Origin of the sequence: Actinomycetospora flava (assembly GCF_037400335.1) — a bacterium.
Classification (GTDB): Bacteria; Actinomycetota; Actinomycetes; order Mycobacteriales; family Pseudonocardiaceae; genus Actinomycetospora; species Actinomycetospora flava.
Genome location: NZ_JBBEGM010000001.1, coordinates 469273 through 488535 on the forward strand (window position 1 = coordinate 469273; position 19263 = coordinate 488535).

At 74.4% G+C, this 19263-nt stretch carries 19 protein-coding genes; 9 read left to right on the forward strand and 10 right to left on the reverse strand.

Going from position 1 to position 19263, the window contains the following annotated elements; all coding sequences use genetic code 11:
• Positions 1–18: 18 nt before the first annotated feature.
• Complete coding sequence (locus WCD58_RS02275; RefSeq protein ID WP_337699034.1) at positions 19–780, reverse strand: SDR family NAD(P)-dependent oxidoreductase; 762 nt, start codon at positions 778–780, stop codon at positions 19–21.
• A 79-nt stretch (positions 781–859) separates the two neighbouring features.
• On the opposite strand from WCD58_RS02275, the gene WCD58_RS02280 reads away from it, so the two are divergent.
• Complete coding sequence (locus tag WCD58_RS02280) at positions 860–1777, forward strand: AEC family transporter (RefSeq protein WP_337699036.1); 918 nt, start codon at positions 860–862, stop codon at positions 1775–1777.
• A gap of 10 nt (positions 1778–1787) precedes the next feature.
• Here the strand turns inward: WCD58_RS02280 and WCD58_RS02285 are convergent, their stop codons facing one another.
• Positions 1788–3008, reverse strand: a complete 1221-nt coding sequence (locus WCD58_RS02285; RefSeq protein WP_337699037.1) for an MFS transporter — start codon at positions 3006–3008, stop codon at positions 1788–1790.
• Between the two features lie 106 nt (positions 3009–3114).
• On the opposite strand from WCD58_RS02285, the gene WCD58_RS02290 reads away from it, so the two are divergent.
• The 3 genes from WCD58_RS02290 to WCD58_RS02300 are packed head-to-tail and all read left to right on the forward strand — an operon-like array spanning position 3115 to position 5759.
• On the forward strand, positions 3115–4047 hold the full coding sequence (locus WCD58_RS02290; RefSeq protein WP_337699039.1) for a LysR family transcriptional regulator: 933 nt from the start codon (positions 3115–3117) through the stop codon (positions 4045–4047).
• A 54-nt stretch (positions 4048–4101) separates the two neighbouring features.
• The gene (locus tag WCD58_RS02295; protein ID WP_337699041.1) at positions 4102–4953 is read left to right on the forward strand and encodes a 3-hydroxyacyl-CoA dehydrogenase family protein; all 852 of its coding nucleotides are present in this window, start codon (positions 4102–4104) and stop codon (positions 4951–4953) included.
• Positions 4954–4955: 2 nt separating this feature from the next.
• Positions 4956–5759: an SDR family NAD(P)-dependent oxidoreductase gene (locus tag WCD58_RS02300; RefSeq protein ID WP_337699043.1), complete on the forward strand. Its 804-nt coding sequence runs from the start codon at positions 4956–4958 to the stop codon at positions 5757–5759.
• A gap of 400 nt (positions 5760–6159) precedes the next feature.
• On the opposite strand, the gene WCD58_RS02305 is transcribed toward WCD58_RS02300, so the two are convergent.
• Positions 6160–6636: a methylated-DNA--[protein]-cysteine S-methyltransferase gene (locus WCD58_RS02305; RefSeq protein ID WP_337699046.1), complete on the reverse strand. Its 477-nt coding sequence runs from the start codon at positions 6634–6636 to the stop codon at positions 6160–6162.
• Positions 6637–6686: 50 nt separating this feature from the next.
• Between WCD58_RS02305 and WCD58_RS02310 the strand changes: the two genes are divergently transcribed.
• Entirely contained in the window at positions 6687–7625 is a 939-nt protein-coding gene (locus WCD58_RS02310) for an NADP-dependent oxidoreductase (RefSeq protein ID WP_337699048.1), read from the forward strand.
• Between the two features lie 53 nt (positions 7626–7678).
• On the opposite strand, the gene WCD58_RS02315 is transcribed toward WCD58_RS02310, so the two are convergent.
• From WCD58_RS02315 to WCD58_RS02325, 3 genes are all read right to left on the reverse strand, one after another.
• Complete coding sequence (locus WCD58_RS02315) at positions 7679–8971, reverse strand: Nramp family divalent metal transporter (RefSeq protein WP_337699050.1); 1293 nt, start codon at positions 8969–8971, stop codon at positions 7679–7681.
• A 55-nt stretch (positions 8972–9026) separates the two neighbouring features.
• A complete protein-coding gene (locus WCD58_RS02320; protein ID WP_337699052.1) occupies positions 9027–10160 on the reverse strand; it encodes an alpha/beta hydrolase in 1134 nt (377 codons plus the stop codon).
• A 298-nt stretch (positions 10161–10458) separates the two neighbouring features.
• Positions 10459–11247 carry a TspO-related membrane protein gene (locus WCD58_RS02325; RefSeq protein ID WP_337699054.1) on the reverse strand — a complete coding sequence of 263 codons (789 nt, stop codon included), beginning with the start codon at positions 11245–11247 and terminating at the stop codon, positions 10459–10461.
• A 69-nt stretch (positions 11248–11316) separates the two neighbouring features.
• Here WCD58_RS02325 and WCD58_RS02330 point away from each other — a divergent pair, with 69 nt between their 5' ends.
• On the forward strand, positions 11317–11784 hold the full coding sequence (locus tag WCD58_RS02330) for a MarR family transcriptional regulator (RefSeq protein ID WP_337699056.1): 468 nt from the start codon (positions 11317–11319) through the stop codon (positions 11782–11784).
• A gap of 16 nt (positions 11785–11800) precedes the next feature.
• Positions 11801–12643 carry a hypothetical protein gene (locus WCD58_RS02335; RefSeq protein WP_337699058.1) on the forward strand — a complete coding sequence of 281 codons (843 nt, stop codon included), beginning with the start codon at positions 11801–11803 and terminating at the stop codon, positions 12641–12643.
• Between the two features lie 81 nt (positions 12644–12724).
• On the opposite strand, the gene WCD58_RS02340 is transcribed toward WCD58_RS02335, so the two are convergent.
• The 3 genes from WCD58_RS02340 to WCD58_RS02350 all read right to left on the reverse strand — a co-directional run bounded on the left by WCD58_RS02340 (position 12725) and on the right by WCD58_RS02350 (position 16162).
• Entirely contained in the window at positions 12725–13765 is a 1041-nt protein-coding gene (locus tag WCD58_RS02340; RefSeq protein WP_337699061.1) for a protein kinase domain-containing protein, read from the reverse strand.
• Positions 13762–14325, reverse strand: coding sequence for a hypothetical protein (locus WCD58_RS02345; protein ID WP_337699063.1), 564 nt, complete (start codon positions 14323–14325; stop codon positions 13762–13764). Before WCD58_RS02345 ends, WCD58_RS02340 begins: the two co-directional genes overlap by 4 nt.
• A gap of 133 nt (positions 14326–14458) precedes the next feature.
• Positions 14459–16162, reverse strand: a complete 1704-nt coding sequence (locus WCD58_RS02350; RefSeq protein WP_337699065.1) for an L-lactate permease — start codon at positions 16160–16162, stop codon at positions 14459–14461.
• Positions 16163–16320: 158 nt separating this feature from the next.
• Here WCD58_RS02350 and WCD58_RS02355 point away from each other — a divergent pair, with 158 nt between their 5' ends.
• Positions 16321–17787, forward strand: coding sequence for a peptide MFS transporter (locus WCD58_RS02355; RefSeq protein ID WP_337699067.1), 1467 nt, complete (start codon positions 16321–16323; stop codon positions 17785–17787).
• A gap of 6 nt (positions 17788–17793) precedes the next feature.
• Positions 17794–18672 (forward strand): RNA polymerase sigma factor SigJ, encoded by an 879-nt coding sequence (gene sigJ / locus WCD58_RS02360; protein ID WP_337699068.1) that lies wholly within the window; start codon positions 17794–17796, stop codon positions 18670–18672.
• On the opposite strand, the gene WCD58_RS02365 is transcribed toward sigJ, so the two are convergent.
• Positions 18662–19234, reverse strand: a complete 573-nt coding sequence (locus tag WCD58_RS02365) for a carboxymuconolactone decarboxylase family protein (RefSeq protein ID WP_337699069.1) — start codon at positions 19232–19234, stop codon at positions 18662–18664. The two genes, sigJ and WCD58_RS02365, sit on opposite strands and share 11 nt — an antisense overlap.
• Positions 19235–19263 lie beyond the last annotated feature (29 nt).

A 19263-nucleotide genomic window follows, 5' to 3' on the forward strand; every position in this document is an offset into this window, starting at 1 on the left:
GCCGGGCTACCCGATTCCCTAGGTCGTCGTCACCCCGCCGTCGACGGTCAGTGTGGTGCCGGTGACGTAGGACCCGGCGTCGGAGGCCAGGAAGACCAGGGCAGCGGCGAGCTCCTCGGGATCCCCGATCCGGTTGGCGAGGACCCGCGGCATCATCGTCTCGAGGTAGCCCTCGTGGTAGCTGTCGGTCATCTCCGAGGTGAAGAAGCCCGGGGCCAGCGCGTTGACCCGGATGCCCTTGCGCCCGGTCCACTGCTGCGCGAGGTCGCGGGTCAGGCCGATCAGCCCGGCCTTCGACGCCGAGTACGCGGCCTGCGGCAGCCCGGCGGTGGTGAGTGCGAGGATGCTCGAGACGTTGACGATCGAGCTGCCGGGCTGCATGTGGCGGGCGGCCGCCTGGGCCATCCAGTAGCAGCCGTTGAGGTTGATGTCGATGACCTCGCGGAACTGCTCCGGGGTCTCCTTGGTCGCGGGGTAGGCGGTGCCGATGCCGGCGTTGTTGACCAGGACGTCGAGGCGCCCGAGCTCGTTCACCGCGGCGTCGGCGAGCGCCCCGCAGTCCTCCGGGGAGGCGACGTCGGTGCGCACGGTGACCGCCCGGCGCCCGCGCTCCTCGACGGCCTTGCGCGTGTCCTCCAGCTTCTCGGTGCGCCGCGCGCCGAGCACGACGTCGGCGCCCGCCTCGGCCAGCGCGGTGGCGAACACCGCGCCCAGCCCGGAGGAGGCGCCGGTGATGACGGCGACGCGGTCGTCCAGTCGGAAGCGATCGAGGATGCCCATGGTCACAGGACCGTAGGGCACGTTCTCCGGGGCCCGCAGCGCTCCCGGGCCCGGCCTAGGCTCGCGCGGTGATCTCACGGTGAGCGGGGTGCTGACGGGCTTCCTGGTCATCGGCGTCGTCGTGGCCGTCGGGGTGCTGGTCGGGCGCCTGGGCGTGCTGCCCGACGGGGCGACCGAGGTGCTCTCGCGCACGGCGTTCTTCGTGGCCAGCCCGGCGCTGCTGTTCGTGACGCTGCTGCGCGCCGACGTGGCGCGGGTGCTCTCCACGGGGCTGGTGGTCACCGCGCTCGCCGCGCTCGCGGTGTGCCTGCTCTACGTGCCGGTCGGCGTGCTGCGCCGGCGCCCGCGGGGCGAGACGGTCGTCGGCTCCATGGCGAGCGGCTACCTCAACGCCGGCAACCTCGGCATCCCGATCGCCACCTACGCGCTGGGCAGCGCCGCCGAGATCGCGCCGTCGCTGATCTTCCAGCTGGCCGTGCTGACGCCCGCGTACACGACGTTGCTCGACGTCGTCGCGGCCCGGCGCCGCGGCGAGGACCCGGGGCTCGGCGGGGCGCTGCTGGCGCCGCTGCGCAACCCGCTGCTGCTGGCCACCGTGGCGGGGCTGCTGCTCAACGTGGCCGGGGTGCACGTCCCCGAGGGCCTGCTCGAGCCGATCGAGCTGCTCGCCGACCTCGCGGTGCCGGCGATGCTCCTGGCGTTCGGGCTCTCGCTCGCGCACGCCCAGCGGCCGGGCCGCGACGACGACCCGGTGTGCCTGGGTGCGGTGATCCTGCTCAAGAACGTCGTGCACCCGTTCCTGGCGTGGACGATCGGCTCGGCGTTCGGGCTCACGGGCCCGGCGCTGCTCGCGGTGGTGGTGAGCGCGGCCCTGCCGACCGCGCAGAACGTCTTCGGCTACGCCGTGCGCTTCGCGACCGGGGTGCCGCTGGCCCGCGACGCGGCGCTGCTCACGACCGTCGTCAGCGTGCCCGTCCTGCTGGTGGTGGCGCTGTGACACGTGCGTGTCAGGCGGGGACGAGTTCGCGGTCCGGCTCGGTGGCCTCGGTGGCGGCCGCCTCGCGGCGGCGGCCCCGGACCTCGAGGCCGCCGGAGAAGATGAGCACCAGCAGGCCGACGACGGCGAGGGTCGCGCCGACGACCGTCGGGGCCAGGTAGCCCAGGCCCGCGGCGATCACCATGCCGCCGAGCCAGGCGCCCAGCGAGTTGGCGATGTTCGACGCCGACTGGATCGCCGCCGACGCCATGGTGGGCGCCCCACCCATCGAGCCGACGAGGTCGAGGATGCGCGTCTGGATCGCCGGGCCCAGGGCCAGTGAGAACATGCCCGCCCCGAACAGCGACAGCACCGCCAGCACCGGGTGGTGCACGGTGACGACGAAGCTCACGAGCACGCCGGCCAGCGCGAGCAGGCAGACGTAGAGGGTGGCCATCGGCGCCCGGTCGGCGGCGCGGCCGCCGAGCACCGAGCCCGCGGTCATGCCGAGCCCGACGACGGCGAGCAGCACCGTCACGGTCGCGGTGGAGAAGCCGCCGACCTCGGTGAGCATCGGCGACACGTAGCTGTAGACGGCGAACATCGCGCCGAAGCCGAAGATCACCGCGGCCAGCGAGAGCACGACCTGCGGGTGGCGCAGCGTCGACACCTCGGCGCGCAGGGCGCCCTTCCCGGTCGCGGCGGGCGCGGCGGCGGGGACGAACGCGGCGATGCCGGCGACGGCGACGAGGCCGATCACGCCGACGACGCCGAACGTGGCTCGCCAGCCCGCGGCCTGGCCGAGCAGGGTGCCGAGCGGCACGCCGACCACGTTGGCGATGGTCAGGCCCAGGAAGACGCGCGACACGGCCGTGGCGCGGCGGTCGCGGCCGACCATGCCGGCCGCGGCCACGGAGGCGGCGCCGAAGAAGGCGCCGTGCGGCAGGCCGGTGAGGAAGCGGACCGCCATCAGCGAGCCGATCTCGGGCGCGACGGCGGAGAGCAGGTTGCCGACCGCGAAGACGCCCATGAGCGCCATGAGCACGGTGCGGCGGGGCAGCTTCACGGTGGCCCCTGCGAGCAGGGGGGCGCCGACGACGACGCCGGCGGCGTACGCGGACACGAGGTGGCCGGCCTCGGCGACGGGGACGCCGAGACCGTCCGCGACCTCGGGCAGCAAGCCCATGATCACGAACTCGGTGGTACCGATGCCGAAGGTGCCCAGGGCAAGGGCGATCAGGGCCAGAGGCACGGGGAGCTCCTCAGGAGGACGTCGTCTTCATCCGTCGCGCTCCACCGTCGGCGTCCTGCAGTCATAAGTCGAAGAAGCTGAGCGACGATGCGCATAAGCTGAGCTGATGCCGACCCTGCGCCAGCTGGAGTCCTTCGTCGCCGTCGTCGACGAGGGATCGTTCACGCGGGCCGCCGACCACCTGTTCGTCAGCCAGCCCGGCCTCTCGCAGCAGATCGCGGCGCTCGAGAAGGAGTTGGGCGGATCACTGTTCAGCCGCCTGCCGCGTGCGGTGGCTCTCACCCCCACCGGCCGGGCCCTGCTCCCGCACGCCCGCGCCGCCGTGACCGCCGCCGAACGGGGCAGCGCCGCGGCCCGCCAGGTGACCGGGACCGAGGGCGGCGAGCTGCGCATCGCCTGCGTGTACTCGGTGAGCCTCGGCCTCCTGCCGGGCGTGCTGCGGCGCTGGCGCGCCGAGAACCCCGACGTCACCGTGCGCCTCTTCGAGCACCGCCACGGCGACGCCCTCGCCGCCGCCGTCCGGGAGGGCCAGGCCGACATCGGCGTCGGGCCCGTCCCCGCGCAGTGGCGGGGACGCCTGCGTGCGCTCGGGCACGAGGAGATGGTCGTGCTGCTGCCGCCCAACCTCGGTCCCGACGACGTCATGGCACCCGCGGGCGGCGAGATCGCGCTCAGCCGCCTCGAGCACGTCCCGTGGGTGCAGTACGCGCCCGACCACGCGCTGGCCGACGTCCTGTTCGACGCGTGCGAGCAGGCCGGGTTCCGGCCGCTCGTGGCCGTACGCACCGAGCAGACCGCCGTCGCCCCGCTGCTCACCGCGGCGGGGATCGGGCCCTCGTTGGTGCCGGCGGCGATCGTCCCGCCGGTGTTCGCGGGCACGATCGCCCGCCCGCTCCCGCGCGTCGACCGCGAGCTCGCGGCCTACACCGGCGCCGAACCGGACACGCTGACCAACCGGTTCGTCGCCGACGTCGCCCGGCACGCCGTGCTCATGCCCGACCACGTCGCGAGGGCGCTGCAGGGTCCCGCCGTGCTATGACACGGGCGATCAGCTCGCCCGAGAGACCCCGAGAGACCCTGGAGGTCACCCCGTATGGATGCACGCCCGACGAGTGCCGTCATCGGCGGCGGGACGATGGGCGCCGGCATCGCCCACGTCCTGCTCGCCGCCGGGAGCCCGGTGACCCTCGTGGAGGCGGACGCGGACCGGGTCGAGGCCTCGCGCCACGCCGTGGAGTCGAGCCTCGACGGCGCCGCGCAGCGCGGCAAGCTCCCCGAGGGCGTGGGACGCGACGACCTGCTGGCCCGCCTGACGATGTCCACCGGCGTCGACGATCTGCCCGACGACACCGCGCTCGTGGTCGAGGCCGTGCCCGAGCGCGTCGACATCAAGCAGACCGTGCTGGGCGGCGCCGCCCGCGCCTGCCCGGCCGCCGTGCTCGCGTCGAACACCTCGTCGCTGTCGATCGCGGCGATCGCCGCCGACCTGCCCGGCGAGCGCGTCATCGGCATGCACTTCTTCAACCCGGTGCCCGCGCAGAAGCTCGTCGAGCTGGTCGTGCACCCCGGGACGTCGGAGGAGACGACCGCCGAGACCCGCGGCTGGGTCGAGGCGCTGGGCAAGACCGCGATCGTCGTCAACGACGCCCCCGGCTTCGCGACGTCGCGGCTCGGCCTCACCGTCGGGCTCGAGGCGATCCGGATGGTCGAGGAGGGCGTGGCGAGCCCCGAGGACATCGACACCGGGATGCAGCTCGGCTACCGCTGGCCGATGGGCCCGCTGCGGCTCACCGACGTCGTCGGGCTCGATGTGCGCCTCGCGATCGCCGAGCACCTGACCCGCGAGCTGGGCCCGCGCTTCACCCCGCCGCAGCTGCTGCGCGACAAGGTCGAGCGCGGCGAGCTCGGGCAGAAGTCCGGCCGCGGCTTCTACGACTGGAGCTGACCATGGAGCTGGGACTGGACGGGCGGGTCGCGATCGTCACCGGTGCCTCGCGGGGCATCGGGCTGTCGTGCGCGCGGGAGCTCGCCACCGAGGGCGCGCACGTCGTGCTCGTGGCCCGCGACGCCGAGGCGCTGGAAGCCGCGGCGGGGCGGGTGCGCTCGGCGGGGCCGGCGTCGACGGTGCTGCCGATCGTCGCCGACACCACCGACGACGCCTCGGTGCGCGCGATGGTCGCGCGGGTCGTCGACGAGCTCGGCGGGGTGGACGTGCTGGTCAACGCCGCGGCGCGCCCCGCGGGCGGCTCCCCGATCCCGCCGCTGGCCGAGCTGACGGATGCGGCGGTGCTCGAGGAGGTCGACACCAAGGTCCTCGGCTACCTGCGCACCGCGCGGGCGGTGGCGCCGCACATGACCGCGCAGGGGTGGGGCCGGATCGTCAACGTCTCGGGGCTCAACGCGCGCCGCACCGGGTCGATCGCGGGGACGATCCGCAACGTCGGCGTCGCCGCGCTCACCGCGAACCTCGCCGACGAGCTCGGCCCGCACGGCGTCGGCGTCGTCGTCGTACACCCGGGCTACACCGAGACCGAGCGGACGGTGGGCATGATCGCCGACCGGGTGGCGTCGACCGGGAAGTCGGAGGACGAGGTCCGTGCCGACCTCGCGGCGGGCACCAGCCTGCGGCGGATCATCACCGCGGACGAGGTCGCCGACGTCGTCGTGTTCCTCGCCTCGCCGCGGGCGGTCGCCGTCACCGGCGGCGCCGTCGCGGCCGCGGGCGGCGAGCGCGGCGTGGTCCACTACTAGTCGGTCGCGCCGAGGAGAGACGCACGTCAGCGCTCCGGGGGTCCCCGGTGATCTCCGCGCTGATCGCCCCCTGAACATGCACGAACCGGCGCCCCGTGATCGGGACGCCGGTTCGTGATCTGGGAGGAAGTGTCAGCTCGGGACCCGCACGGTCCCGGTCGTCCCACCGACCGCCTGTCTGCGCTCAGCGGCGTGGAGTCTGGTGTGGATCAGCTCCCGTGCGCGGTGCGGCGCCGGGTCGACCGGGTCCTCGTGATGCGGTGCGGGGTGTTCCCTGCGTCCAATCCATCACCTCTTCCCGGTCATCCAACTTGGCCGTGTGCGCGGTGCGGACCAGCCCTCAGCTCGTGTGATCGGCACCACAGCGACACCTCTGACGGTACTCGCGGCGCGGCCCCGGTCAAGGGCTTCCACGTTCGAGGGACAGGAGCAAACGCTTGCGGTCCACGCCGGGTCCCCCACCTGACGGAAGGCCCGCGGCGTTGACTACGCGGTGACACGGAACGAGCAGGCTGACCGGATTGCGCGCGTTCGCGGTGCCGACGGCCTGGGCCGCGCGGGGTCGTCCGACGGCCGCCGCGAGCGCGCCGTAGGTCGTCACCGTCCCGTACGGCACCTCCGCCAGCACCGCCCACACCGCCCGCGAGAACGCCGTGCCGGGCGGGTCGACGGGCACCGTGAAGCGCCGCCGCGAACCCGCGAAGTACTCGTCGAGCTCGCCGGCGAGGTCGTCGAGCCCGGCGCACGCGCCGCCGTCGGGGTCGCCGAAGGCCGGGTCCGGGTCGCGGTCCCGCTGGTCGTGGACGTGCAGCCCGCGCACGGCGTCCACCTCGTCGTCCCACGTCAGCGTGAGCGGGCCGATCGGGCTGTCGATCACACGGAAGCAGCGCACGCGTCCCGGTCTACCCGACCGGGTAGGCAGGACACGTGCGTGCCATCGGAGTGAATTCCTACGGAGGACCGGACGCCCTCGAGGTCGTGGAGCTGCCCGAGCCCCACGCCGGGCCGGGCGAGGTCCGCCTGCGGGTGCGGGCGGCGGCGGTGAACCCGACCGACACCCTCGCCCGCGACGGCTCCCGGGCGGAACGCCAGCGCAAGGACCCGCCGCCCTACGTGCCGGGCATGGACGCGGCGGGCGAGGTCGACGAGATCGGCGAGGGCACCGACACCGAGCTCCACGTCGGCGACGCCGCGATGGCGATCGTCGTGCCCGACGGGAGCCACGGCGCCTACAGCGAGTACGTCGTCGTGCCGGCCGCGTCGGTCGTGCGGGCGCCGAGGGACGCCTCGACCGTCGAGGCGGCGACGCTGCCGATGAACGCGCTGACCGCGCGGCTCGCCCTCGACACCCTGGCGCTGCAGCCGGGCCGGACGCTCGCCGTGACGGGCGCCGCGGGCGCGCTGGGGGGCTACGTCGTGCAGCTGGCGAAGGCGGACAGGCTCACCGTCGTGGCCGACGCGTCGGAGGCGGACGAGTCGCTGGTGCGCTCGCTCGGGGCGGACGTCGTCGTGCGCCGCGGCGACGACGTGGCCGCGCGCATCCGGGAGAGCCAGCCCGGCGGCGTCGACGCCCTGGTCGACGGGTCGCTGCAGGGCGACGTGCTGCTCGACGCCGTCCGGGACGGCGGTCGCATCGCCACCGTGCGCGGGCACCGGGGCGCCGAGGACCGCGGGATCACGTGGCACCCGGTACTCGTGCGCGAGGTCGCGCGGGACCACGCGGCGCTCGACCGCCTGCGCCGGCAGGCCGAGGAGGGCGCGCTCACCCCGCGCGTCGCCGACACGATCCCGGCCGAGAAGGCCCCGGAGGCCCACCGCCGCCTCGAGGCCGGCGGCGTCCGCGGCCGCCTGGTGCTGACGTTCTGACCCCTCCGTGCGTGATCTTCCGAGCTACACCTGGGAAGATCACGCACGTAGGGCTAGCCGAACGTGTCCATCAGCTCGGTGACGCAGAGGACGAGGAACAGGGCGGCCGCGCCGATCAGCAGCGTCGTCGACAGCCACCCGTTGCGCCACTCCCGCGGGGTGCGGCTGCTGTTGAGCAGCCAGAGCAGCGTGATCGCCAGGAACGGCATGAAGAACGCCCCGAGCGCGCCGTACGCGACGACCAGCGCGAACGGCCGGCCGAGGAACAGCAGGACCATCGGCGGGAACGTCAGCCACAGCAGGTAGGCGCGGAACGGGGTGCTGCGCTCGGCGTCGTCGTGGAGCTGCCCGGCGGCGGCGAGCTGGTCGGGGGTCTTCGCGACGGCCTCGCGGCGGGTGCGGACGAAGTCGGTGACCATCAGGCTCACGCCCTGCCACACCCCGAGCAGCGACGAGAACGACGTCGCGAAGAAGCCGACGAGGAACAGCGTCGCGATCACCGGGCCGAACCGCTGCTCGAGGATCGCGTCGAGGTCGAGCAGGCCGCGGTCGCTCTCGACCAGCGCGATGTTCGCCGTGTAGAGCAGCTCCGCGCCGACGACGAGCATGGCGGCGACGAAGATTCCGGTGGTGATGTAGGCGACGCGGTTGTCCAGGCGCATGACCTTCATCCACGAGCTGTCGCGCCAGCCCTTGGCGTTGATCCAGTAGCCGTAGGCCGCCATCGTCACCGTGCCGCCGACGCCGCCGACGAGCCCGAGCGTGTAGATCCCCGAGCCCTCCGGCAGCGTCGGGATCAGGCCCGCGAGCATCGCCGGGACGTCGGGCAGCACGAGGATCGCCAGCCCCACCACGACGACGAACATGACGCCGACGAGCGCCGTCATGATCTTCTCGAAGAGGGGGTACGAGCCGAACCACACGAGCACGAGCCCGACCAGCCCGCACGGGATGCCCCACGCCGGGATCGACCCGCCGAACATCGCCGCGAGCGGCAGCGCCGACGACGTCATCGCCGTCGCGCCGTAGACGAAGCCCCAGATGGCGACGTAGACGACGAAGTAGACCGTCGTCCAGGGCCCGAGCGAGCGCCAGCCCGCGAAGATCGTCGAGCCGGTCGCGAGGTGCCAGCGTCCCGTGGCCTCGGCCAGCGCGATCTTGACGACGACCCCGAGCACGACCGCCCAGAGCAGCGTGTAGCCGTACTCGGCGCCGGCGACGAGCGTCGCGACGAGGTCGCCGGCGCCGACACCGGTCGCGGCGACGACGATGCCCGGGCCGACGATGCTCCAGCGCCGGCGGGTCTGCTGGGTGTCGACGGCGTCGTCCGTACCCCGATCGGTCATGCGGGGTAGTTCAGCACGAATCGTCACACTCTCGGCACCCCCGGCGACCGGTCGGTCACGGTGTGCGAGCGGCGACGTGCTCGGCGAGGAACGCCGCGACCTGCGGGCGCGTGACCTGCGCGCCGGGGCTGCCGAAGGGGTGGTCGAAGACGTGGTCGGCGTGCGGCACCTCGACCAGCCGGCCCGGGACGCCGGCGGCGCGCAGGTCGCGGTCGTAGGCGTGGACGCGCTCGGGGAAGACGAAGTGGTCGGCGGAGCCGAGGACGAGCAGCGTCGGCGGGAGGTCGGGGCGGATGAGGTCGGCGGGTGAGGCTGCTGCTGTCTCGAGGCGTTGCTGCGCAGCGGGTCCCCCGAGCACCGCGTCCTGGAGCGAGCGGTCCACGGCGCGCAGGTCGGTGACCGGGTAGTAGGCGACGACGGCGCGGGGGCGCGGGGCCGGGAGGTCGCCCGCGAGGATCGCGCTGGTCGTGCTCAGCGCGAGCGTGGCGCCCGCCGACTGGCCGGCGAGCACGATCCGGCCGGGGTCGAGGTCCTCCTCGGCGGCGTGCGCGGCGGCCCAGGCGGCGGCCGCGGCGACGTCGCGGCGCTGGCCCTCCCCCACCGGCGCGGGCGGCGGCAGGCGGTACTCGACGGCGACCACGGCGTACCCGCGGTCGGCGAGCCAGCGGTTCAGCGCGGTGCGGTCGTCGCGCTCGCCCCGGACCCAGCTGCCACCGTGCACCCAGACGACCACGGGGTGCGGGCCGGGACCGGCGGGCCGGTAGAGGTCCAGGTGCAGCGGGCGCCCGAGCTCGTCCAGGGCGTACTGCTCGGTGCGGTCCGGGTGCCCGTCGGGCTGGCCGACGACGGTGAGGGCCGCCCACCAGTCGACGCTGCTGCCGCTCGTCTGGCTGGCGAGGACGGCGGTGAGCGCAACGGTGCCGGCGAGGGCGACGGCGGCGGTCACCACCCCGTCCCGGCCGCCGAGGAGCCAGGTGCCGACGCCGAGGCCGACGCCGAGCAGGGCCGCGAGCGCGGCGTGCAGGGGGTACTGGCCGGTGACGAAGGAGCCGAGGAACCCGATCACCGGCAACCGCGGGGCGTACGTGCCGAGGGCGACGACGAGCACGCCCAGCAGCCACACGATCCCCACCGTGCGCACGAGCCACACCAGCACCCGGCGTCCTCCTCGCTCCTCGCCGGTGATCACCTCACCACGCCGGTCCTCCGTGTGCCGACGGCGCGGGGTTCGGGGGTGGTGACGCAGCGAACGTGGTGTTCGCTGCTTCTACGCGCGCGAAGTCCCCGCTGATCAGGGCGGGCGGACGCCCGCGGATGATCACGAGTGCGGTGTGCACCTCGGGAGGCCGTTCGACGTGGACAGCGCTCTCCTGATCACGCCGGCTCGGGGCGCTCGGCGTGTCGCGCGGCGAGCCTGTGGCGATCCTGGCGTGGGACGCCGGCGATGCCGCATCGCTCGCACCCCGCCGACGCTGCCGACGACGCCCTCAACCGAAGGCGGCGGCGACGCGGGCGCCGGGCGGGGCGGTGAGGACGCGGCGGGCGGCGACGGCCAGGACGGCGAGCAGGGCCACGAGCGCCGCGACCACCACGGCGACCGGCGGGCCCATGGCCACGATCGCCCCGAGCGCCCAGACCACCGAGGCCGCGTAGGGCACGGCGCCGGCGCCCCGGGCCACGACGCCGGACGCGATCGCCCCGGTGACGAGCAGGACGAGCGCGCCCAGCACGGCCAGGTCGCCCGGCGCGCCGAGGAACGTGCCGGTGGTGGCCGCGCCGACGACGGTCGCGACGCTCACCCACCCCGCGTAGAGCGCCACGGGACCGTGGAGCATCAGCCGGTCCGCGGCGCCCGCCGCCGGGAGCCGGGTGAGCCGGGCCAGCGCCACCGCGAGCACGACGAGCAGCGCGACGATGATCACCTGCGCGAGCACGACCGCCTGCGCCGAGAACGCGAGGATCCACCCCGCGTTGAGCAGCGTCGACGCCACGAGCCACCAGCCCGTCGCCCGGTGCACCGCGCGCTCGGGCTGGCCGGGCAGTACCCCGCGCACCGCGAGCACCAGCAGCCCCGCGTACACCAGGCCCCAGATCGAGAACGCCGCCGGCACGGGCATGACGACCGTGGTGTTCTCGCGCGCCACCACCCCCACCGACAGCCCGAACGCGCCGGAGCCGCCCAGGCCGCCCGCGACCACCTGCAGCAGCGCGCCGGCCAGCAACGCCCCGGCCCGGACCCGGTCGGCGACCGTCGCGCCGGTGATCACGGAAGTCACAGCCACATCCCTCCATCGTGGAATCTCTCGATGATGGAGATTACCCGCTCCCCCGATACGATGCAGAACGTGACCGGCGAGCGCGAGCACCTCGTGCAGCTCCTCCAGGACTACGCCGACGAGGCGGGCCGGCTCGGCCACACCTTCGCCGCCGGGCAGGGCCTGCACCGCACCGACGCGGCCGCGCTGCTCGCCGTCCTGCGTGCCGAGCGCGAGGGCGACGCGCTCACCCCGGGCCGGCTCGGCGAGGAGGTCGGCCTCTCGTCGGGAGCGACGACCGCGGCCGTCGACCGCCTGGAGCGCCTCGGCCACGTGCACCGGGTGCGCGACGACGCCGACCGCCGCCGCGTCACGCTGCACCACGACCCCGCCGGCGCCGAGGTCGGGCGCGCCTTCTTCGGCCCGCTCGCCGCGCGTCTCGACGCCGTCCTCGCCGGCTACACGCCCGCCGAACTGGCCGTCGTCCACCGTTTCCTCACCGACGTCGTCACGTCGGTCGCCGAGCACCGCGCCGAGATGACGGAGCCGCCGCAGTGATGGGGACCCCGCCCGCATGAGCTCCCCGATCGGCGCGCGCGCCGGGGTCGCGGCGGTCGTCGTCGCCGTCGTGGCGGTCCTCGCGCTCGTGATCACGTTGATCGTGGTGCTGTCGCGGAGCGAGATCGGGGCGCGGCCGCGCTGCACGATCACCGCGCCGCCCGACTCCCCCGGCCTGCCCGCCACCTGGACGCTCTCGCCCGAGCAGGCCGACAGCGCGGCGACGATCGCCGGCGTCGGCCGGCGCCTCGGCGTGCCCGACCGCGCGGTGACGATCGCCCTCGCCACCGCCATCCAGGAGTCGACGCTCGCCAACCTGCGCGGCGGCGACCGCGACTCCCTCGGCCTGTTCCAGCAGCGCCCGAGCCAGGGCTGGGGCAGCGAGGAGGAGATCCTCGACCCCGTCTACTCGTCGACGGCGTTCTACGAGGCGCTGCTGCAGGTGCCGAACTGGGCGACGATGGACATCACGGTCGCCGCGCAGACGGTCCAGCGCAGCGGCTTCCCCGAGGCCTACGCCGACCACGAGCCCGAGGCGCGCCTCATGGCCGTCTCGCTGCTCGGGCAGGCGCCGGGGTCGTGGACCTGCGTCGACCTCCCGGCGACCCCGGCCGCCGACCCCGGCAGCGGCGCGGTCGCCGAGCTCGCCGCCTCGGAGCTCGGGACCCGGCGCCTGTCGGGTGCGCAGGAGCCGGAGGCCGGCTGGGCGATCGCGACCTGGCTCGTCGCGCACGCCGAGCGCCTGGCGCTCGAGAGCGTCACGTTCGACGGGCGCACGTGGTCGGTCGGCTCCGGGGCGTGGGAGCAGACGGGCCCCGCCGACGGCCGGCTCGCGCTGCGGCGCCTCGGCCAGCCCTGAGCCCGCTCCGCCGAACGCCAGATCGAGCGCGTGGCGTGAGGGACGTCCAGTGTCTGCGACGCCACGTCGCTGACACGAGCACTACGCCAGGAGCAGGAACGCGCCCGCGCCGAGGAGGACCAGGACGGCGAGGACGATCAGCGCGACGCCGACGCGGCGGACCGCCGACCAGGGTTCGGTCTCGCCGGGGTCGGGGCCCTCGTCGGGGACGTCCTGGGGGCGGGTGCCCGTGGGGCCGGCGTCCGACGGGGCCGGGCGGTTGATCACCTCGGTGCGCAGGGTCGTGTCGGTCGCGGCGAAGCGGCGGAGGTCGTCGGCGAGCTCGCGGGCGTCGTGGTGGCGCATCGCGGGCTCGAGGGCCAGGGCGCGCAGGACGACCGCGTCGAGGTCGGGCGAGAGGTCGCGGACGAGCTCGCGCGGCGGCACCGGCGACTCGCGCAGGCGCTGCGAGGCCACCTCGACCGAGCTGGGCCCGCGGAACGGGACGTGCCCGGTGAGCAGCTCGTAGAGCGTGCACCCCACCGCGTAGACATCGGAGCGGCCGTCGAGCGGGTCGCAGCGGACCTGCTCGGGCGAGAGGTACGCCGCGGTGCCGACGACGACGCCGCTGCTCGTGAACCCCTCGACGTCGGCGACGCGGGCGATGCCGAAGTCCATCAGCTTCACGGTGCCGTCGGTGCAGCGCATGACGTTGCCGGGGTTGACGTCGCGGTGGACGACGCCGCGCTCGTGCGCGGCGGCGAGCGCCTCGCACACCGGCACCAGCAGCGCCGCGGCCTCCTCGGCCGGCAGCCGGCCCCGGTCGCGGAGCTCGTCGCGCACCGTGCGCCCCTCGACCAGCTCCATGACGACGAAGACCTCGCCGCCGCCCGACGCGCCGACGTCGTGGACGGCGACCACGTGCGGATGGTCGATCACGGCCGCCGCGCGCGCCTCGTCGCGCAGCCGCCCGCCGTACTCGGCGTCGCCGCGGAACTCCGAGGGCAGCAGCTTGACCGCGACCGTGCGCCCGAGCTCGCGGTCGACCGCCCGGTGCACCTCGGCCATCCCACCGCGCCCGATGAGCCCGAGGAGCTCGTAGCGGTCGGCGAGCACGCGCGGCGGGCTCTCGGGCGCGCTCACATCCGCCGCGTCCGGGCCGCGTCGCCGCCGGCGAGCAGGGCGTCGAACACGTAGCGCTGGTCGACCATCGCCTGGCGCATGTCCTCGGTGCCCGCGGAGCCGTCCTCGACCTCGGTGGACACCCGGTGCGCGGCGCGGTAGCGCTCGACGAGGTCGGGATGGTCGACGGAGATCATCTTCGCGCGGTCCGAGAACCGCTCGACGGGGTAGCCGCGCTCGCGCATCACCTGCTGGACGAGCAGGTCGGCGTCGCGCAGCCCGGTCGACGGGTTCTCGACGAAGCTCGACTGCGCGGTCTCCCACGCCTGCCCGAAGCGGTCGCGCTCCCCGCCGTCGAGCTCGCGCACCTCCAGCTCGCGGCGCCGCTTGAGCCGCGCGCGCAGCTCGCGCTCGCCGTCGCGGGTGCCGTACTCGCCGACCACCCGGTCGTACTCGTCACCGAACTGGCTGCGCAGCGCCGCGCGTCGCGAGCGCGACCGGCTGCGCGCCACGACGACGAGCACGATCCCGACGACGAGCACCGCCGCGGCGATCACCACCACGATCAGGATCGGATCCATGCACCCCTCCGTGCGCGAGCCGGCTGCCGCGACCGCGCGGAGCGATCACACCACCAGGTACCCGCATGATCGCGCGCGACGGGTGGGGCGGCGCCAAGTGCCGTCCAACGGAGCTACCCCATCACCCGCACGCTCAGCCAGGAACGACCATCCAGCCCAGCACCGGGGTCGACTGGAGATACACGAGCACGCACATCCCGGCGAGGAACACGAGGCTCCACAGCAGCACCTTGCGGAAGATCTCGCCCTCGCGCCCGCTCATCGCGACCGCCGACGCCGCGATCGCGAGGTTCTGCGGCGAGATCATCTTGCCGAGCACGCCCCCCGAGCTGTTCGCGGCGGCGAGCAGGATCGGGTCGAGCCCGGCGCCCCGGGCGGCGGTGACCTGCAGCGAACCGAACAGCGAGTTCGCCGACGTGTCCGAGCCGGTGACCGCGACGCCGAGCCAGCCCAGCACCGGCGAGAGCACCGCGAAGAACCCGCCGGTCCCCGCGAGCAGACCGCCGAGCGTGAGCGTCTGGCCCGAGGTGTTCATGACGTACGCCAACGCGAGCACCGCCATCACCGTGACGATGGCCGTCCGCAGCTGCACCAGCGTGCGCCCGTAGGCGGCGACCGCCGCGCCCGGCCGCAGCCGCAGCACGAGCGCGGTGAGGACGCCGGCGATGAGCAGGATCGTGCCGGCGGACTCGAGCCAGTTCAGGGTGAAGGCCTGCGTGGACACCGGCTTCCCGGCCTCGGTGAGGACGTTGAGCCCGGGCCAGTCGAACTTCGTCGTCGTGGCGCCGAGCGCGTCGTCCACGGCCGGGATCTGCTGGAGCGAGAACAACAGGATGATGATCAGGTAGGGCGCGTAGGCGAGGACCACGTCGCGCCGGGTGTCCCGGGTGTGGTCGTCGTGGTCGGCGCCCTCGGGCGCCCGGGGGGTCCCCGGTTCGTCGGCCGTCGCGTCACCGCCGCCCCCGGACCCGACGGTCACGGTCTCGCGGGTCTCCTGCGGCGCGTCCGTGCGGACCTCGGCACGGCGCGGGGGCCGGACCCGCACGAGCAGCACCACCGCGCCCGCCGCGAGCAGCGCCGCGACGATGTCGGTGAGCGCGAGGGAGACGAAGTTGGACGTCGCGTACTGCGCGACACCGAAGACCACCCCGGCGACGAGCGCCACCGGCCACGTCTCGCGCAGGCCCCTGGCCCCGTCGACGAGGGCGACCAGGACGAACGGCACGAACACCGCCAGGATCGGGGTCTGGCGGCCGACCATCGCCCCGAGGGCCTCCTCGGGCAGCCCGGTCACCGACGCCAGCGTCGTGATCGGGACGGCGATCGCCCCGAACGCGACCGGCGCCGTGTTCGCCACCAGGGCCACCACCGCGGCCTTCAGCGGGCTGAACCGCAGGGCGATGAGCATGACCGTGCAGATCGCGACGGGGGTACCGAAGCCCGCGAGCGCCTCGAGCAGCGCGCCGAAGCAGAAGGCGATGATGACGGCCTGCACGCGCTGGTCGTCGGACACCGAGCCGAACGAGCGGCGCAGGACGTCGAAGTGCCCCGTCACCACCGTCATCTGATAGATCCAGAGCGCGTTGATGACGATCCAGAGGATCGGGAAGAACCCGAACACCGCGCCCTCGGTGCCGGCCAGCAGCGCCTGGCCGACGGGCATCCCGTAGGCGAGCACCGCCACGAGCAGCGCGACCGCCAGGCCGATCAACGACGCCAGCCAGGCCCGCACGCGCAGGGCGCCGAGCAGCACGAACAGCGTGAGCAGCGGGAGCACCGCGACCAGCGAGCTCAGCGCCAGCGACCCGCCGAGCGGGGTGTCGTTCTGCACGTACACGGTGCCCACCTCCGGAACGCGGCAGTGCGTGGTGGCGCAGGGTGCCCGTTCCGTCGCAGCGTGTCGACACGAAACGGTGACGACTTTCGGGGAACGGAAACATCAAGTCTCGGTGAGTTCTCTGGCGATCGCACTGGGCGAGGAGCACCCTGCACGCCGTGACGACGACCCCGCCGGCGACCACCGGCTCGACCGACCGCCGCTTCTTCGGCCATCCCCTGGCCCTCGGCAGCGTCTTCTCGGTGGAGCTGTGGGAACGCTTCTCGTTCTACGGGATGCAGGCCGTCATGGCGTACTACCTGTACTACGCCGTGGCCGAGGGCGGGCTCGGGTTCCCCGAGGAGTCCGCGACGAGCATCATCGGCGCCTACGGCGGCCTGGTCTACCTCGCGGCCGTGGTGGGCGCGTGGGTCGCCGACCGGCTGCTCGGCGCGGAGCGGACGCTGTTCTGCTCCGCGATCGCGGTGATGGCCGGGCACCTCGCCCTCGCGGTCCTGCCCGGGGTCCTCGGGGTCGCAGTGGGCCTCGTGCTGGTGGCGCTGGGCAGCGGCGGGGTGAAGACCTCGGCGACGACGGTCGTCGGGTCGCTCTACGACCGCAACGACCCGCGCGCCGACGCCGGCTTCTCGATCTTCTACATGGGCGTCAACATCGGCGCGCTGGTCGGTCCGCTGCTCACCGGCCTGACCCAGGAGCTCGCCGGGTTCCACTGGGCGTTCGGGCTCGCCGCGATCGGCATGGCGATCGGCCTGACGATCTACACCCTCGGCCGCCGCGGCCTGCCCGCCGGCGCAGCCGTCGTGCCGAACCCGCTGCCCACCGGCGCCTGGGTGCGCCCGGCCGTGGTCGCGGTCGTCGTCGTGGTGCTCGTCGCCGTCGGCTTCGCCACCGGCATCCTGACGGCCGCCACGCTGTCGACGAGCGTCGCGATCGTCGTCGCCCTGATCTCGATCGCGATCTTCGCGATCATGCTGACCAGTCCGGAGGTGGAGGACGACGAGCGCAGCCGCGTGCGGGCGTTCATCCCGATGTGGCTGGGCAGCGTGGTCTTCTGGTCGCTGTTCCAGCAGCAGTTCACCGTCGTCACGCTCTATTCCGACACACGGCTGGACCGGAACCTGTTCGGCTGGGAGATGCCGATCGCGTGGGTGAACTCGATCCAGCCGTTCTGGGTCATCGTCCTGGCCCCGCTGTTCGCGGTGCTCTGGACCAAGCTCGGCGACCGGGCCCCGTCGACTCCCGTCAAGTTCGCCCTCGGCGCCGGGGGGATGGGCGTGGCGTTCCTGCTCTTCCTGCCCTGGGCCGGCGGCGGCGTGAACACCACGCCGGTGCTCGCGATCGTGTTCATCCTGCTGGTCTTCGCCCTCGCCGAGCTCAACCTCTCGCCGGTCGGGCTCTCGCTGTCCACCCGCGTCGGGCCGGCCGCGTTCCGGAACCTCACGGTGGCGCTGTTCTACCTGTCGGTCTCGCTCGGCTCGGCGCTGGCGGGCACGCTCGCCGGCTTCTACTCCCCCGAGACCGAGGGCGCCTACTTCGGGATCACCGGTGCCGCGGCGATCGTCCTGGGGCTCGCGCTGTTCGCCCTCAGCCCGTGGATCCGGCGGGCGATGCGCGGCGTGCGGTAGCCGCCGATGGACGCCGCCGTCGACGCCCTCGAGGAGCACCGCCCGTCGCTGCTCGCGGTCGGCTACCGGCTGACCGGCTCCTGGGCCGACGCCGAGGACGCCGTGCAGGACGCGTGGCTGCGCTGGGACCGGCTCGGGGCCGACGGGCGCGACGCCGTGCGCGACGTCCGGGCCTGGCTGGCCACCACCGTCGCGCGCCTGTGCCTGGACCGCGTGCGCTCGGCGCCGGCGCGCCGCGAGAGCTACGTCGGGCCGTGGCTGCCCGAGCCGCTGCTCACCACGGGGCCCGACGACGTGCTCGACGCCGTCGTCACCGCCGCGGACGTCCGCATGGCCACGATGCTCGTGCTCGAGCACCTCACGCCCGACCAGCGTGTCGCGCTCGTGCTGCACGACACCGTCGGGCTCGGGTTCGACGAGGTGGGCGCGGTGCTCGGCACCACCGCGCCCGCCGCCCGCCAGATCGCGCACCGGGGCCGGCGCCGCGTCCGGGAGGCGGCGCGGGACGGCGAGCTGCCGGCGCCCGTCGGGGAGCCCGAGCAGCGCCGCGTGCTCGACGCCTTCCTCGCCGCGCTCGCCTCCGGCGACGTGCCGACGCTGGTCGCCGTCCTGCACCCCGACGCCGCCCTGCGCACCGACGGCGGCGGCGTCGTCAAGGCCGCGCGGCGGGTCGTGCGCGGCGCCGACAAGATCGCGCGCCTGCTCGTCGCGCTCCTCGAGGAGGCGGGACCGGACCTCCTCGACGTGGTGCGCACGGTCACCGTCAACGGCGAGGTGGGGATGCTCGTGCCGTCGTCACCGCCGATGGTCGGGGTGCTGACCGTCGCCGACGGGCGGGCGATCGGCGTGCACGTGGTGATGACCCCGGAGAAGATCAGGACCTGATCGTCGGGACCTCGCACGCGTCGGCGAACCCCTGCGCGTGCAGGCCGAGGGCGGCGTTGGCGCGGGCGCGCTGGTTCTCGACGGCCACGTGGTGGGTCAGCTCGACGAGCCCGGCGTGCCCGAGGCGGGCGTCGAGGTCGGCGACCTGGGCGTCGGTGACCGTGATCGGCTGCGCGGTCATCGCGTCGGCGTAGGCGAGGACGGCGCGCTCGTCCTCGTCGAAGGCGGGGTCGTCGGGGGCGCCGTCCGCGGTGGCGCGGCGCAGGTGGTCGACGTCGAGACCCTCGTGGATCCAGAGCATCTCGCCGAAGTCGACGCACCACGAGCAGCCGACGCGGGTCGCCGTGCGGTACACCGCGAGCTCGCGCAGCCGGGCGGGCAGGACCGTCGACGACCGTTCCAGCAGCGACTCGCTCACCGCCGCGGTCCAGAACAGCCGCCGGTGGTGGCGCAGCGCCGCGAACGGCTCGGGGACCTCGCCGAACCGGCGGCGCGCAAGCGCGTAGGCGAGGCGGCCGAGGACGCCGGCGTCGCGGTCGCCGACGAGGGGGATGCGGGCCATGGGTCTCCTTGTCCGGGGTGTCGAGAGGT